The sequence below is a fragment of the Viridibacillus soli genome (genome assembly GCF_016612995.1).
GTDB classification, from domain to species: domain Bacteria; phylum Bacillota; class Bacilli; order Bacillales_A; family Planococcaceae; genus Viridibacillus; species Viridibacillus soli.
Map to the genome: position 1 here is coordinate 88,367 of NZ_JAEOAH010000015.1, position 13,959 is coordinate 102,325.

Consider the following 13,959-nt stretch of genomic DNA (forward strand, 5'->3'; position numbering starts at 1 on the left):
TTATACTAAAAAAGGAGAAAGGCATACGCCCTTCTCCTTTGAGTTTTTCATTTAAATGGGCATTATGATGCGAAGAAGGAGGAAGAACATGAATCAAATTACAACAAATAAGCTGACGATGTTACTCATTATCTCCCTATTACTCATCTTTATCGAAGTAGTATTTTTCGATAATGGTAGCATTATTTTCGCTCTTCTTGGCATCGTAATGGTTTATATGAGCATTAGCAAGCGGAGCAAATGGCTGTTTTGGTTCGGCGCTATCATCAGTATCATGTCATTATTTTCAATGTGGAGCTTACGCCTAATCGTCGTTATAACACTTGTTTATCTTTTATGGCAGCTAAAGAAAGGCTCTCCCGTTTCAATTTCATTACCAAAACAATTTGATTATGATCCTACTGATGACGAACCTATCATTCAAAATAAGGCGTTCTCCGTTCAAAGTACACCAATGAATGCGTATGAATGGCAAGATGTCCATGTGCAAGGCATCGTTGGTGATTTAACAATCGATACGACACAAACACTTTTACCAAAGGGCACTTCGCTTATTTCAGTTCGCCAAGGCTTTGGAAAAGTGCGAATCGCTGTTCCATATGAAGTTCCTGTGCGCATTCATTTTAATACGCTAGTTGGGGATATACAGCTCTTTGGCAAGAAAACGCCGCGTTTATGGAACACAAACATTTCCATGAAAGACGGCTATAATCAGGAAATTGAATCACCCGTTGAACTAATTATTACAATTTCAACTCTGCTTGGGGATGTTGAGGTGATTCGTAAATGAGGTCCCTAATCCCCAGATTTCTGTCGATTTTATTTATCGAAATTGCGATTGTCTTCTTCATCTTTTTCATATTATGGGGTATGCCTAAGCTAAGCAGTTGGTCCCCACTATGGAAGCTTTATTATTGGGAATTACCACTCGGTTTATGGATTTTAACACTACTTGCAATATTCAGTATTAGCGTAGCAATTTGGTCCGTTTCACTAGCTCAAAATAAAGAAAGAGAATTAGCAACTGTACTACAAACTTTAGTGCAAACAGATAAAACTACTTCTATTTCAACAAAGAATTTATCAAAAAACATCCGTAAATCCATAGAATCCGCTGAAGAACTAATATTGACACAACGAAAAAGTCTACAGCGCATTACAAATGAGCGTGCAGAAGCTGATGATAAAGTCATTCAAGAGCGTATCATACAGGAAAGACAACGACTCGCTCGTGAATTACATGACTCCGTCTCCCAGCAATTATTTGCAGCCTCTATGTTATTATCAACGGTCAATGAAACAATACCAGAAGATTTACCAGAACACATGACAAAACCACTAAAACAAACGGAAACAATCGTGCAGCAAGCCCAGCTTGAAATGCGCGCACTATTATTGCATTTACGCCCTGCTGCCCTACACAACAAATCACTGGCACAGGGACTTGAAGATTTATTGCTCGAATTAAAACAAAAGGTTTTCTTCTCTATTCATCACCGTTTAGAGGAAGTGTCCTTGCAAAAAGGTGCGGAAGACCACTTATTTCGGATTGCTCAAGAAACGTTATCAAACACTTTACGCCATGCAAAGGCAACAGAAGTTGATATTCTATTAGTTGAACGTGATAATCTTGCTATTTTTCGTGTACAAGACAATGGTGTTGGTTTCCAAAACAACGATGGAAAAGCTGGCTCTTATGGTTTAAAAAACATCGAAGAACGTGCCATCGAAATAGGTGGTACTTGTAAAATTGTTTCTATTCCAAATCAAGGAACGGTTATAGAAGTGAAAATCCCTGTAGAAATGGAGCATGAACTAGATGATTCGAATATTATTAGCGGATGACCATGAAATGGTACGCATCGGTGTATCTGCCTATTTGCAAGCACAACCTGATATGGAGGTTGTTGCAGAGGCAACGAACGGCCAAGAAGCATTTGAGCTATCACTAGAACATCGTCCCGACATTATTTTAATGGATATGGTCATGCCAATTATGACCGGTGCAGAAGCTACAGCAGCAATTATTAAACAGTGGCCACAAGCGAAAATCATGATTGTCACAAGTTTCTTGGATGACGATAAAGTGTACCCGGCCTTAGAAGCAGGTGCTATAAGCTACTTGCTCAAAACAACAAACGCCAAGCAAATCGCTGATGCTATTCGCCAAACTTCAAATGGCACTCCTGTTTTAGAACCTGAAGTTACAAACAAAATGATGCAGCGCCTTCGAAAAACAGATCGCCCTCTCCATGAGGATTTAACAGAACGTGAACATGAAATTCTACAATTAATTGCACAAGGCAAACCTAATCAAGACATTGCCGACGAACTTTTCATAGCAATAAAGACAGTGAAAACACATGTCAGTAATATTTTATCCAAACTTGAAGTACAAGACCGCACCCAAGCTGTCGTATACGCATTCCAACACCACATAGTTCAATAATTCAGCTTGCATACGATGTTATATTTTCTGCCTCACTCTTTTTTGGAAAACCGCAGTAATTGTATAGTATTATAATACTATACAATTACTGCGGTTTTATTAATATATAGATTGTTATGATTATAGTCTCTCTTCATATTGTCATTTTCATCAGACAAAATCCCCCTTTCTACCGATTCGAAATCCATATGATTAGTGTAATATTCAAAATAGTATATTTTATTGGAAGGTAAACATATGCAAAACATAGGCTACATTATTAAATCAGAACGCATTAGACAAAATATGAAACAAAAAGTACTTTCAAAAGATATTTGTTCCACTTCATATTTAAGCAAAATTGAAAGTGAACAAAAAAGCCCCTCCCAAGAAGTACTTGACGCTTTAATTGAGCGTCTACAGATTAACCTAAATGACTTTACGTCAGAAAATGAAAAACAGTTTGTATCAAAGTTATACGAAAGCTACAAATCTATCGTGCTAACTCGTAACGAGCAATCTGCAAAAGAAAAATTGAACTATTATATGACCAAGGATTTCGGTTTTGAAGACGTTACAAACTTTTATTTTTATAATCTGTATTTGTTCCGCCTTTTTCTTGTCTCCAAGCAGCCCCTTGTTGATATCGAATATTTTTTAAAGGCATTTTATGCAATGGAAGAAAATTTAAATGATCAACAACGATTTCTCTATAACTTAAACGCTAATATTTACTACTGCAGAAAAAGTGACTATCTAAAAGCACTTCCTTTTTTGGAGTCGTCTATCAACCTACTGCAAAAGATCCAGCTAGAGGACTGGGAGAAAGCCGATTACTATTATGCATTAGCGTTAAACTACTATTCCTTAAATCAAAATTTAAATGCGCTTGAATATGCAAAAATGGCTAGCGATATTTATGAAAGATCAGGTTATTATGCCTGCTCCGTAGACTGTAAAATTTTACTCGCTGCAGCGTATTCTCAAAACGGACACTACTCGAGTGCGGAAAAGATTTTATTGGATGCTTCTATATTTTGTAATATGTATCAACTTCAGCAATTTGAAGGTCTCCTATCACAAAATATTGGCTTTATTTACGCCCTCCAAGGCGATGCAAAAAAGGCGATTTCTTATTATAAAAAAAGCTATAAAACAAAAACAGAACCTCTCAGCGTTCTTATTACCATCCACTCGATCATTAAAGAATACTCCAAATTAAAACAAGTGGATGATGTGCAAAAATGGTGTGAAAAAGGGCTATCTCTTATTAGAGACAATGAACCACTAGACAAAACTACAGCCTATTTATATCACTTTGAAATTTTCAAAATGATGCATTACCTATCACCATTTGATGAAAAACGAATTGCTCTTGCTATTGATTATTTCCAACAAATGAATGACACCAAAAATGTCCAAAAATACTCCATCCTATTAGGCAATCTTTTATTTGAGCGTAATAACTATAAAAAAGCGGCTATTTACTTTCAAAAATCTACCGAGGCTATGTACCAACTAAATTATATTAATACATGGGAAGACCTCACATAACGTCAAAAAAACCAGATTGCCATTACGCAATCTGGGTTTTCTTATTAATAAACGGATACTACATTCACTGTTACTTTGAACAAGTCACCGTCTACTTCAATTTTCATACGAGCTCCGTGTAAATCTACAATCGATTGCGCAATGGCTAACCCAAGACCCGAGCCATCTGTGTGACGTGATGTATCCGCACGCTTAAAGCGCTCATATAACTCCTCCACATCTTCACCAATCTCATATTTCGTTACATTTTTAATAATAAATTCGGCTTCACCATTTTTCTGACTTAGTGTTACATATACTCGTGTACCTTCCATCGTATACTTCAATGTGTTTATGATTAGATTATCCAGCATTCTCCACCACTTTTGACCATCCACATAAGCAAATAACGGGCCATCAGGTGTATTCACACGAAAGTCTAACTCGGATTTTGTAATGTCTTCTTCATGTTCAGCAAGTGCTTGCTGCAACAACTGATTTAAATCGACCCGCTGTTTATGAAGCTCAATATTGCCAGATGCCATTTTCGATACTTCAAATAAATCTTCGATAAGCGTTTTTAATCGCTGTGATTTTTTATCTAATATGGCAATATAAGAATTGCGTTCTTCTTCAGTGACATTTGGCTTTTTCAATAAATCTGTATACGTAATAATCGATGTTAGCGGCGTACGTAAATCGTGGCTAACATTGGTGATCAGCTCTGTTTTTAAGCGCTCACTTTTCGCTTGCTCAGAAATGGACGTGCGAACCCCGTCACGTAATTCGTTTAAGTTTCCGGCATGTATAGCAAATGCCGATTTACCTTGAATTTTGATTTCATTACTCAAGCGACCTGCAGCCATTTGCTCCGTTTCTTTCATAATACGATTTAGATAGCTCATTCGGGTTAAGAATAGTATTGTCGCTGGTAGGGCGATGAATAGGAACAGTGGGGTGTAGATAACAAATAATTGCCCCGAAACCATCGCACCGGTAAAGCCAACACCTGCTAAGAAAATAATACCTACCAAAATAACTGATTGAAAACCGAGACTACGATTTAAAAATAGATCTTGTAAATTCTCAAATGTTTTTTTTACAAAGCTTCTTTCGTATGCTTTTAGGCGCTTTTCTTCACTATTTAAATTCTCTAAAATTGAAACCGCTTGTGCCAAGGAAATCCATAATAAGAAGCAAAAAATAATAAATGGGAATCCAAAACTTAGTACTTGTCCTATCATATTTTCCCGTCTGCTATAATTATTAAGATCTTCAAGTTTATACATTATCCCTTGTGAGTTGATAAACAAAGCCCAAACAGCTACTAATAATCCCACAATTTGTGCATCCATCGGCCATTTGCGTATCCAAAGAGTGATATCATTGTTTTGTAATAAAGTTTTTTTAGTTGGTTTACATACTGTTAATAAGAGTATTACGCTTACAAATCCTAAAAACCAAATAATGTAACACAAAACTTGATTACTTTTAAAAGCATTATAGTCTGCCTCAAATTCCGTATATTTCAATGCACTTTTTGGAACTGTAATTTTCCCTTCGTACTGATAGGTTTTATCCGTTAGTTTTACTTCTTCTACATCAGTAGAAGTTACAGTATCACTTGCAAAAAAACCATTAGATGAATAACTATTGTTATCATACCTATCTTCTGGATAACTACTCGACACACTGTACGTTCTAAGTAAATTGGTTCCTTTACCATATTTAACACTAAATGCTGCTGGACTTTCTATCTCACCATATGTCATCGTTTTTTGTGTATCTACATCGGTCAGCTGGAAAGCAAAGAATCGATAGGTATCCAACAAATCCTTTTTTCGATTGTTCATTTCTAACATGTAATTATCTATTGCTTTTTTCTTGCTTGCTATGACTTTCTCTTTAATATAATCATTGTCTTCAAAGTTCTTCGTTATGTCGTCTATTTTAGAGTCTCTTTCTTTTATTAGAGTCTCTTTTACTTTTTTTGCATTAGAATCAATTGCTTGTGCAATACGATTTTGGTACTGGTTATTAATATTTTCAACTTGTTCGCTCAAAGTACCGTATCTATTTCGATGTTCTTCAATTTCATTCTCTGTTACTGTAATTGTCTTTTTCGCCTCGTCAGCATCAATAGGATTTAATAATAAAGGTCCAATATCAAATGTAAAATTATCCAGCTTAGCTTGAAAGCTATCCGAATCAAAGTAATCTTTCCCAATATACTTTGATCCTTGCTGTATTAAAGAAAAAACACTGAATAGAACAATTGACATTAAAAATAAGCTAAAGAGCCCTCTTGAATTATTCTTCATTATTACGCTCCCCCCATCCATCTTGTTAGCTGAGCAAACGTTCTAGTTGTTCTTTCGAAGCTGATATTTACTAAATCTAATATAAATGATACGCAATATGTCAGGCTAATGACCGCTAAAAATAATGCAAGGACAGACCATAAAAACGCATTACTATTTCTCGATTTTGTAGCCAATGCCCCAAACCACCTTTAAATAACGTGGATTTTTTGGATCCACTTCAATTTTTTCTCGAATCTTCCGAATATGCACCGCCACAATATTTTCCGCATTGTATGCAGGCTCGTTCCAAACACGCTCATAAATTTCTTGAATCGAAAATACACGTCCAGCATGCGCCATTAGTAGCTCTGTAATTTTAAACTCAATCGGCGTAAGTTTGACTGATTCCCCGTCAAGTGTGACTTCCTTCGCATCTTGATCCAGTACTAGTCCTTGCACGGCAATTTTCGATTGTTGCTCATTATACGTTCCAAGCTTCACATATCGGCGCATTTGTGATTTCACACGCGCCACAAGTTCCATCGGATGAAACGGCTTCGTCACATAATCATCTGCTCCAACAGACAGCCCATGTATCTTATCCGAATCCTCCGCCTTCGCACTCAACATAATGATTGGAATATTACGTTCCTCACGAATTTTAAATGTCGCCGTGATTCCGTCCATATTCGGCATCATAATATCTAATATAATTAAATGCACTTCATTCTCCGAAAGCATTTCCAACGCCTCAAGACCATCCCCCGCCTTCAGTACGTTGTAGCCCTCATTTCTCAAATAAATCTCAATTCCATCACGAATATCCTGATCATCATCCGTCACAAGCACTGTATACTCCGCCATCTTTCGCACCTCATCCCTCATCATATTTTATCTATACAAACCATCAATTAAGCTCATATTTCTTATACTATTTATAATACACATCAAATCTTAAGACTACCTTATCATAAAAATGAAGAAATTCTTAAGGTTATCTTAAATGCTTCGGACGCCCGTTTAGCTCCGACAAGCGTTGGAGTCTTCGAAACAAAAGCATCACTTCAGCTTTTGTCCGAGAAGACGGAAACGACCTCGAGGAGCTGGCGTCTGAAGCTGGATATGCTGATTAAATGCTGAAGCGGCCTGGCTAGCCCCGACAAGCACTGGACGGCTCGAATCAAAGGCGGTTATTGCCTTTGACCGAGAGACTGCAGTGACCTCGAGGGGCAGGCCGCTGAAGCTGGATATGCTGATTAAATGCTGAAGCGGCCTGTCTAGCCCCGACAAGCACTGGAAGGCTCGAATCAAAGGCGGTTTTTGCCTTTGACCGAGAGACTGAAGTGACCTCGAGGGGCTGGCCGCTGAAGCTGGATATGCTGATTAAATGCTGAAGCGGCCTGTCTAGCCCCGACAAGCACTGGAATTTTCAAATCAAATTCTCAAATTACTCTTTCCCCATGATTTTCTCCACAAAAAAAGCTACTTAGCCCAAACTAAGTAGCTATAATCTCTTTACCCTTTCCACCACGTCCACCGAATGTAATGACTAATATACCACCGAGTAGCATGGCCACACCCATCCAAGACGTTACACTCAAGAACTCTCCAACTAAAAACACACCTAGTAATGCTGCAGTTAATGGTTCTCCTAGCGACAGTGTTACTGCGGAAGATGATGATACTTTTTGTAAACCTGTTAAAAACAACAAATACGCAATGCTCGTGCCGAATAAACCCATGAATAATAATGGTAACCAGTTTGCACTTTGTCCGACCCACTCGATTCCGTATATCAGTGCAATTGGGGATAGCAATAAGGCACAAATTGAGAATGTCATCGCTACTGCTGGCAACGCTTCCTCTTTTTCCATCAACGCCTTGCTCACATGTGTATAAGTTGCAAAAGCGATTCCAGCACACAATGCCATTCCTACGCCAAGTGGATTCACCATAGCTTCGCCTTTATTAACAAACAGTAAAACACATCCAATAATCGCGAGCACTGTGGCAACGCCCCATGTGCGAGTTGGTCTATTTTTGAAATAAAGCCAATCAATTAGTCCCGCAAAAACTGGTGAGCTGCCAATCGTTACAACCGTTCCAATCGCAACACCCGTTAAACGAACTGATGTAAAAAATAGCGGCTGAAAAAGAGCCATTACTAAAGCCGCAAAAAATGTATACTTCCATGCCCAATGACGAAACTGAATTTTCCTCAAACAAATAGCTATTATCAGTAAAGTCCCCCCACCAATGGCTGATCGCATCATGGCAATTGTTAGTGGATTAATACCATCTGTTAAAAATGTCTGTGTCGTACCAACTGTACCCCATAAAACAGCCGCCAGTAACACACAAATATACGGTAAAATATTCACTTAATAGCTCACTCCTTATGTATCATCCCCTAAATATACCATAAACTTTGAAAGTTGAGGCAAACGTTTTCTTCTATTATAATGAAGGCAAAAGGAGGCATTGATCTATGTATAAAAATGTCGCAGACACCGCGAAAGATATCTCAATGCCCGAGCAACAAGTAATGCGTTATATTCTAGACGGCCGCATTCATGCTGTTCACGATGGCGAACAGTTTTTAATAAGCAGTGACCAGTTTGAGCGCTACCACGAACAGCTCGAGCGCATCAAAGAAGAAATTGAAATCTGGAAAAACACGCCAATTCCAGAAGACATTGATATTAAAGATGAAGACTAGCAAAGACAGCTGAAGGCTGTCTTTTTGTTTGCAGCCGTATTGAGCTATGAGCAAATTGTTAGAGGAGATAGTAGTGTGCTTGATTCCCCATATAAATTAGAATTCTCTTCATTCCTCCCTATCTGCTCTACTCAAACCTCCATTTGCATCACTCGCCCCCATTTACACTACTCAACGCTCCATTTGCATCACTCGCCCCCAGTTACACTACTCAACGCTTCATTTGCTTCACTCACTCTCCCAGTTACACTACTCAACGCTTCATTTGCTTCACTCACTCTCCCAGTTACACTACTCAACGCTTCATTTGCTTCACTCACTCTCCCAGTTACACTACTCAACGCTTCATTTGCATCACTCACTCTCCCATTTACACTACTCAACGCTTTATTTGCATCATTCGCTCTCCCATTTATACTACTCAACGCTCCATTTGCACCATTCGCCCCCATTTACACTACTCAACGCTCCATTTGCATCACTCACTCTCCCATTTACACTACTCAACACTCCATTTGTATCACTCACTCCCATTTACACTACTCAACGCTCCATTTGCATCACTCACTCTCCCATTTACACTACTCAACGCTTCATTTGCATCACTCTCCCATTTACACTACTCAACGCTCCATTTACACTACTCAACGCTCCATTTGCCTAACTCATCAATGTTAAGTGGGATTTTCTTTTCTCAGAAGGTCAATCTTTATACTCGAGCACCTAATCTCCTTACTCGCCCCGATCTACATCCAGAACACTATTTATTCAAACACAAAAACACCAGTGGTATTCTAATACCCACTGGTGTTAATCGTATGTAGAAGCAGGCAACTGGACGCCGCTTCAAAGTCATATTAGATTGGGACAGGTGTTGCATTTTTAGCTAGCATGTCTGCGTAGTCTTCAACCATTACACTAGCTGTTGGATACATGCCTGCGCCGGGGCCTACTAAAGTAAGTGTGCCGATGTAGTTTGTATCAAGAGCAACTGCGTTGTTGACGCCTTCAATTGAATAAAGTGGGTGCTCTGGACCTACTAGCTCCGGTCCTACTTTTGCAATTAGCTCGCCGTTTTCTCCTAGTTGCACATCTGCTACGTGACGGTAGCGTAAACCTTTTGCTGAAGCTTCTTCTACTTGCTCAGAAGAAATTTCAGTGATGCCTATTACGTCAACATCTTCCCATTTTGGTTGCTTACCGAATGCTAATGCGCTAAGGATCATTAGTTTACGGAAAGCATCTTGACCCGAGATATCGTTGTAAGGATCTGCTTCAGCATAACCTAAGCTTTGCGCATCTTTTAATACATCGTCAAATGCTAATCCTTCACTGCGCATTTGAGTTAGGATGTAGTTTGATGTACCATTCAAGATTCCTTGGATATGGCTTACATCATTTACACGGAGGATGTTTTGCATTGTTTTGATGACTGGAACGCCACCAGCAGTAGTCGCTTCATATCCAACTTGCACGCCATATTGTTGTGCTTTTTCTTGTAAAGCTAAGCCATGTTTAGAGAACATTACTTTGTTAGCCGTGATAACGTTACAGCCTTTTTCAATTGCTTGTGCTGAATATTTATATGCTGGTTCTTCACCAACAATTGCTTCAAATACAACTTGTAAATCCGGAATAGCTAAAATATCGTCAAAGTTATCTGTTAATAACTCTTGTGGAGCTTGTGGTCGTGTTTTTGACACGTCACGTACTAAAATTTTAGCAATTTCAATATCTACTCCTAAAGTTTGCTTAAACTGTTCGCGTCTTTCATTTACGATATGATAAATTCCTTGCCCTACTGTACCAAATCCTAGAATTGCTACCTTTACTGATGTCATACGATCGCCTCCAAAATAAAATTGCAATCTTGCGCTTTTTTCCTGAATTCTGTTCATACGCCACCTTGTTGTGATGGGATAATACTAACATCTATAAATATCAATGTAATATTTGCATCCCATTCATATTTGTTTCCTAGCTCATCACCAGATGTTGTTGCCTTGAAAAGATTCAGAAAAAAAGTTTTATCGCTATTAACTAATTATGTTACTTTACTGCTGTATTGAACCCCTTCACAGCCTGTATGTCTTATAATTCCCAATTGTGAATAGTTGTTCTTTCAATGCTTAGCAATTTCATTAAATCACTAATACATGGTTTCAATTATTTTACTTATTGATGATTTTAGACTAGAAATGAACAGATTACAAGAAAAATCTTTCTCACAAGGACATTTGTTTTTTCTAGAAGGTCATTGAAACCACTGACAACACTATTCTAACTGAATTTCATATTTTACGAAAAGTTTTTTCAACTTAGGAATATCTGGTTTAAAAGGAAAAAAGGATGACATATTTCTCCTCGTCATCCCTTATATCTTACTATTCCTTCTATAATCAATACTTATTTCACTACAGCTGCTTCTTCTACTTTTGCGAAAGCATTATCTAAAGCTGAAATAATATCCTCGATTGATTCTAAACCGATTGAAAGACGTACGAGCTCCTCTGATACACCAGCTTGCACTAGTTCTTCTGCGCTTAACTGTTGGTGTGTTGTAGATGCTGGGTGAATGATCAACGAACGTGCGTCTCCAACATTGGCTACATGTGAGAATAACTCGATATGATCGATTAATTGGCGTCCAGCTTCACGGCCACCTTTAATACCGAATGTTAACACTGAGCCGAAGCCATTTTTCAAATATTTCTTCGCATTTTCATGGGAGTCATTATCCTCAAAACCATTGTAGGTAACCCATTCAACACCTTCGTGACCACGTAAATACTCCGCTACCTTTTGAGCGTTTTCATTGTGACGTGGCACACGTAAATGTAATGTTTCTAGACCTTGAATTAATTGGAATGCATTGTCCGGACTCAATGTTGGACCAAAATCACGTAGTAATTGAACACGCAAACGAGTTGCGAATGCTGCTCCCGCAGTATCAATACCGTAACGAATACCATGGTAAGATGCATCTGCCTCTGTATAGTCAGGGAATTTCCCTTGTGTCCAATCAAATTTCCCAGCATCAACTGCAACTCCACCGATAACTGTACCGTGTCCACCAATCCATTTTGTCGCAGAGTGAACAACAATATCTGCACCAAAATCAATTGGATTTGAACCATATGGTGATGGGAATGTATTGTCAACGACCAAAGGAATACCATTCTCATGTGCGATATTCGCTAAAGCTTCAATATCCACTATAGTTAAACTTGGGTTACCGATTGTTTCCACGTAAATTGCTTTCGTATTTTCTTTAATTGCTGTGCGAAAATTTTCTGGATTTCTTTCATCTACAAAGGATGCTGTAATGCCGTAACGTGGTAAAGTATTGGCAAACAAATTATATGTACCACCATATAAACTACCTGATGCTACGATATGATCACCAGCACGCGCAATATTTAAAATAGAAAATGCAATTGCTGCCATTCCTGAAGATAGTGCTACCGCAGCTGTTCCTCCTTCTAAAAGAGCAACGCGTTTTTCGAACACATCAACAGTTGGATTCATGATACGAGAATAAATATTACCGGCTTCTTCAAGAGCAAATAGCTTTTGAGCATGCTCCGTACTATTGAATGCGTAAGCTGTTGTACGATAAATTGGGACAGCACGTGCGCCCGTTGTTGGATCTGGCTCTTGACCACCATGTAATAATAAAGTTTCTGGACGAAAATTTGTCATTGTTCATTCCTCCTAAAATGGTTTTGTAGAAGATGGACAATTGGTGGCATGAGGAGGATTTTGGAAAAACAAAAACCCCCTTCGCTAAGAAGAGGGTTGCATAAGCAATTTTTCCTCCCCTTATCTGTCAGATTCGATTAGAAATCTGTAGGAATTAGCACCATTGTGAGTTCGTCACTCACCGGTTGCCGGGCATCGCAGGGCCTATCCCTCCGCCGCTCTTGATAAGAGTATTTAATTCAGTTCCATCTTGTGAACTAAGTATAGAAGATGGATCGGATCATTGTCAACGCATTTTTTTGTTTTTTCTGAACATTAAATTTAGTATAACGGCATTTTAGGAACAAAATTTGTTATCAGCAACTACTGAAATATGTTAGCCTAAATATAGAATGTACTCATTTAATATTTGGCAAAGGGGTTCTGAATTATGGTAAAAGAATTGCTACGCAGTCACTCTTCTGTACGTAAATATACAGGAGAACTTATTTCTAAAGAGGTCGTTGTCGATTTAGTCGAAACGGCACAAATGGCGGCAAGCTCTCATTTCGTGCAAGCATATAGCGTCATTTGGGTTACTGATGAAGAGAAGAAGAAAAAACTTGGGGAACTTTCAAATAATGAGTTCCAATTTGGCACAGCGGGCGCTTCATTTTTATTTTGTGTAGACTTTAAACGTCTGCAAGTTGCAGGGCAAAAAAATGGAGTTGAGATCGTCGCTGATTCAGCAGAAAATGTGCTTGTTGGTGTTGCTGATGTTGCTCTTTTCGCTCAAAACTTCGTAATTGCAGCTGAGTCTAAAGGTTATGGAATTTGCTATATCGGCGGGGCACGCAACAAACCACAAGAAATTAGTGAATTATTCAAGCTTCCTGAATATGTATTCCCGTTATTTGCAATGACAATTGGCGTGCCAACGAAGCGCTATGAAACAAAACCGCGCCTACCTGTGCAAGCTGTTTTACATGAAAATAATTATGATGTAGAGCAATACGATACATTGTTGGATGAATACGATGCAACAATGGAAGCTTACTATACAAATCGAGGCTCTAATCGCAAAATGGCTAACTGGACAAAACAAATGGCCGATTTCTTAATCGAACAACGCCGTCCGTTTATCAACGAATTTTTGGCAAAGAAAGGCTTCACCTGGAAATAACTATGACAGCTCTGAAGTTAGGAAAACCTACCTCCAGAGCTTTTTTTCTAAAGTTAGATTTTAGCGTAAGCTCCACTCTCTCACTTTCATGCTTATTAGCTAATCTCAAAAA

The 13,959-nt window shown here is 38.5% G+C and carries 13 protein-coding genes and 1 riboswitch; of the genes, 6 read left to right on the top strand and 7 right to left on the bottom strand.

Annotation, left to right across the window (positions count from 1 at the left end; all coding sequences use genetic code 11):
- Nucleotides 1-88 precede the first annotated feature (88 nt).
- From liaF to JFL43_RS11830, 4 genes are all read left to right on the top strand, one after another.
- Nucleotides 89-790, top strand: a complete 702-nt coding sequence (gene liaF / locus JFL43_RS11815) for a cell wall-active antibiotics response protein LiaF (RefSeq protein ID WP_200749199.1) — start codon at nt 89-91, stop codon at nt 788-790.
- Complete coding sequence (locus JFL43_RS11820) at nt 787-1,845, top strand: sensor histidine kinase (protein WP_100794982.1); 1,059 nt, start codon at nt 787-789, stop codon at nt 1,843-1,845. Before liaF ends, JFL43_RS11820 begins: the two co-directional genes overlap by 4 nt.
- The gene (locus JFL43_RS11825) at nt 1,820-2,449 is read left to right on the top strand and encodes a response regulator (protein ID WP_100794983.1); all 630 of its coding nucleotides are present in this window, start codon (nt 1,820-1,822) and stop codon (nt 2,447-2,449) included. Before JFL43_RS11820 ends, JFL43_RS11825 begins: the two co-directional genes overlap by 26 nt.
- 237 nt (nt 2,450-2,686) lie before the next feature.
- Complete coding sequence (locus JFL43_RS11830) at nt 2,687-3,982, top strand: helix-turn-helix domain-containing protein (protein WP_200749200.1); 1,296 nt, start codon at nt 2,687-2,689, stop codon at nt 3,980-3,982.
- A 44-nt stretch (nt 3,983-4,026) separates the two neighbouring features.
- Here the strand turns inward: JFL43_RS11830 and JFL43_RS11835 are convergent, their stop codons facing one another.
- The 4 genes from JFL43_RS11835 to JFL43_RS11850 form a co-directional block, all read right to left on the bottom strand.
- Nucleotides 4,027-6,282 carry a sensor histidine kinase gene (locus tag JFL43_RS11835; RefSeq protein WP_200749201.1) on the bottom strand — a complete coding sequence of 752 codons (2,256 nt, stop codon included), beginning with the start codon at nt 6,280-6,282 and terminating at the stop codon, nt 4,027-4,029.
- Between the two features lie 2 nt (nt 6,283-6,284).
- Nucleotides 6,285-6,458 carry a hypothetical protein gene (locus tag JFL43_RS11840; RefSeq protein WP_157812865.1) on the bottom strand — a complete coding sequence of 58 codons (174 nt, stop codon included), beginning with the start codon at nt 6,456-6,458 and terminating at the stop codon, nt 6,285-6,287.
- On the bottom strand, nt 6,436-7,128 hold the full coding sequence (locus JFL43_RS11845; RefSeq protein WP_100794986.1) for a response regulator transcription factor: 693 nt from the start codon (nt 7,126-7,128) through the stop codon (nt 6,436-6,438). The genes JFL43_RS11840 and JFL43_RS11845 overlap by 23 nt, the downstream gene beginning before the upstream one ends.
- Before the next feature lie 632 nt (nt 7,129-7,760).
- Nucleotides 7,761-8,645, bottom strand: a complete 885-nt coding sequence (locus JFL43_RS11850; protein WP_325166672.1) for an EamA family transporter — start codon at nt 8,643-8,645, stop codon at nt 7,761-7,763.
- A 107-nt stretch (nt 8,646-8,752) separates the two neighbouring features.
- On the opposite strand from JFL43_RS11850, the gene JFL43_RS11855 reads away from it, so the two are divergent.
- Complete coding sequence (locus tag JFL43_RS11855; protein WP_200749202.1) at nt 8,753-8,983, top strand: DNA-binding protein; 231 nt, start codon at nt 8,753-8,755, stop codon at nt 8,981-8,983.
- A 188-nt stretch (nt 8,984-9,171) separates the two neighbouring features.
- Here the strand turns inward: JFL43_RS11855 and JFL43_RS11860 are convergent, their stop codons facing one another.
- The 3 genes from JFL43_RS11860 to JFL43_RS11870 form a co-directional block, all read right to left on the bottom strand.
- Entirely contained in the window at nt 9,172-9,435 is a 264-nt protein-coding gene (locus tag JFL43_RS11860; RefSeq protein ID WP_200749203.1) for a hypothetical protein, read from the bottom strand.
- Between the two features lie 405 nt (nt 9,436-9,840).
- The gene (locus JFL43_RS11865) at nt 9,841-10,824 is read right to left on the bottom strand and encodes a homoserine dehydrogenase (protein ID WP_200749204.1); all 984 of its coding nucleotides are present in this window, start codon (nt 10,822-10,824) and stop codon (nt 9,841-9,843) included.
- Between the two features lie 565 nt (nt 10,825-11,389).
- Entirely contained in the window at nt 11,390-12,685 is a 1,296-nt protein-coding gene (locus JFL43_RS11870; protein ID WP_100794993.1) for an O-acetylhomoserine aminocarboxypropyltransferase/cysteine synthase family protein, read from the bottom strand.
- 117 nt (nt 12,686-12,802) lie between these two features.
- A riboswitch (SAM riboswitch) is annotated at nt 12,803-12,916 on the bottom strand.
- Nucleotides 12,917-13,115: 199 nt separating this feature from the next.
- Here JFL43_RS11870 and nfsA point away from each other — a divergent pair.
- Nucleotides 13,116-13,847 carry an oxygen-insensitive NADPH nitroreductase gene (nfsA, locus tag JFL43_RS11875; RefSeq protein ID WP_200749205.1) on the top strand — a complete coding sequence of 244 codons (732 nt, stop codon included), beginning with the start codon at nt 13,116-13,118 and terminating at the stop codon, nt 13,845-13,847.
- The last annotated feature ends 112 nt before the right edge of the window (nt 13,848-13,959 follow it).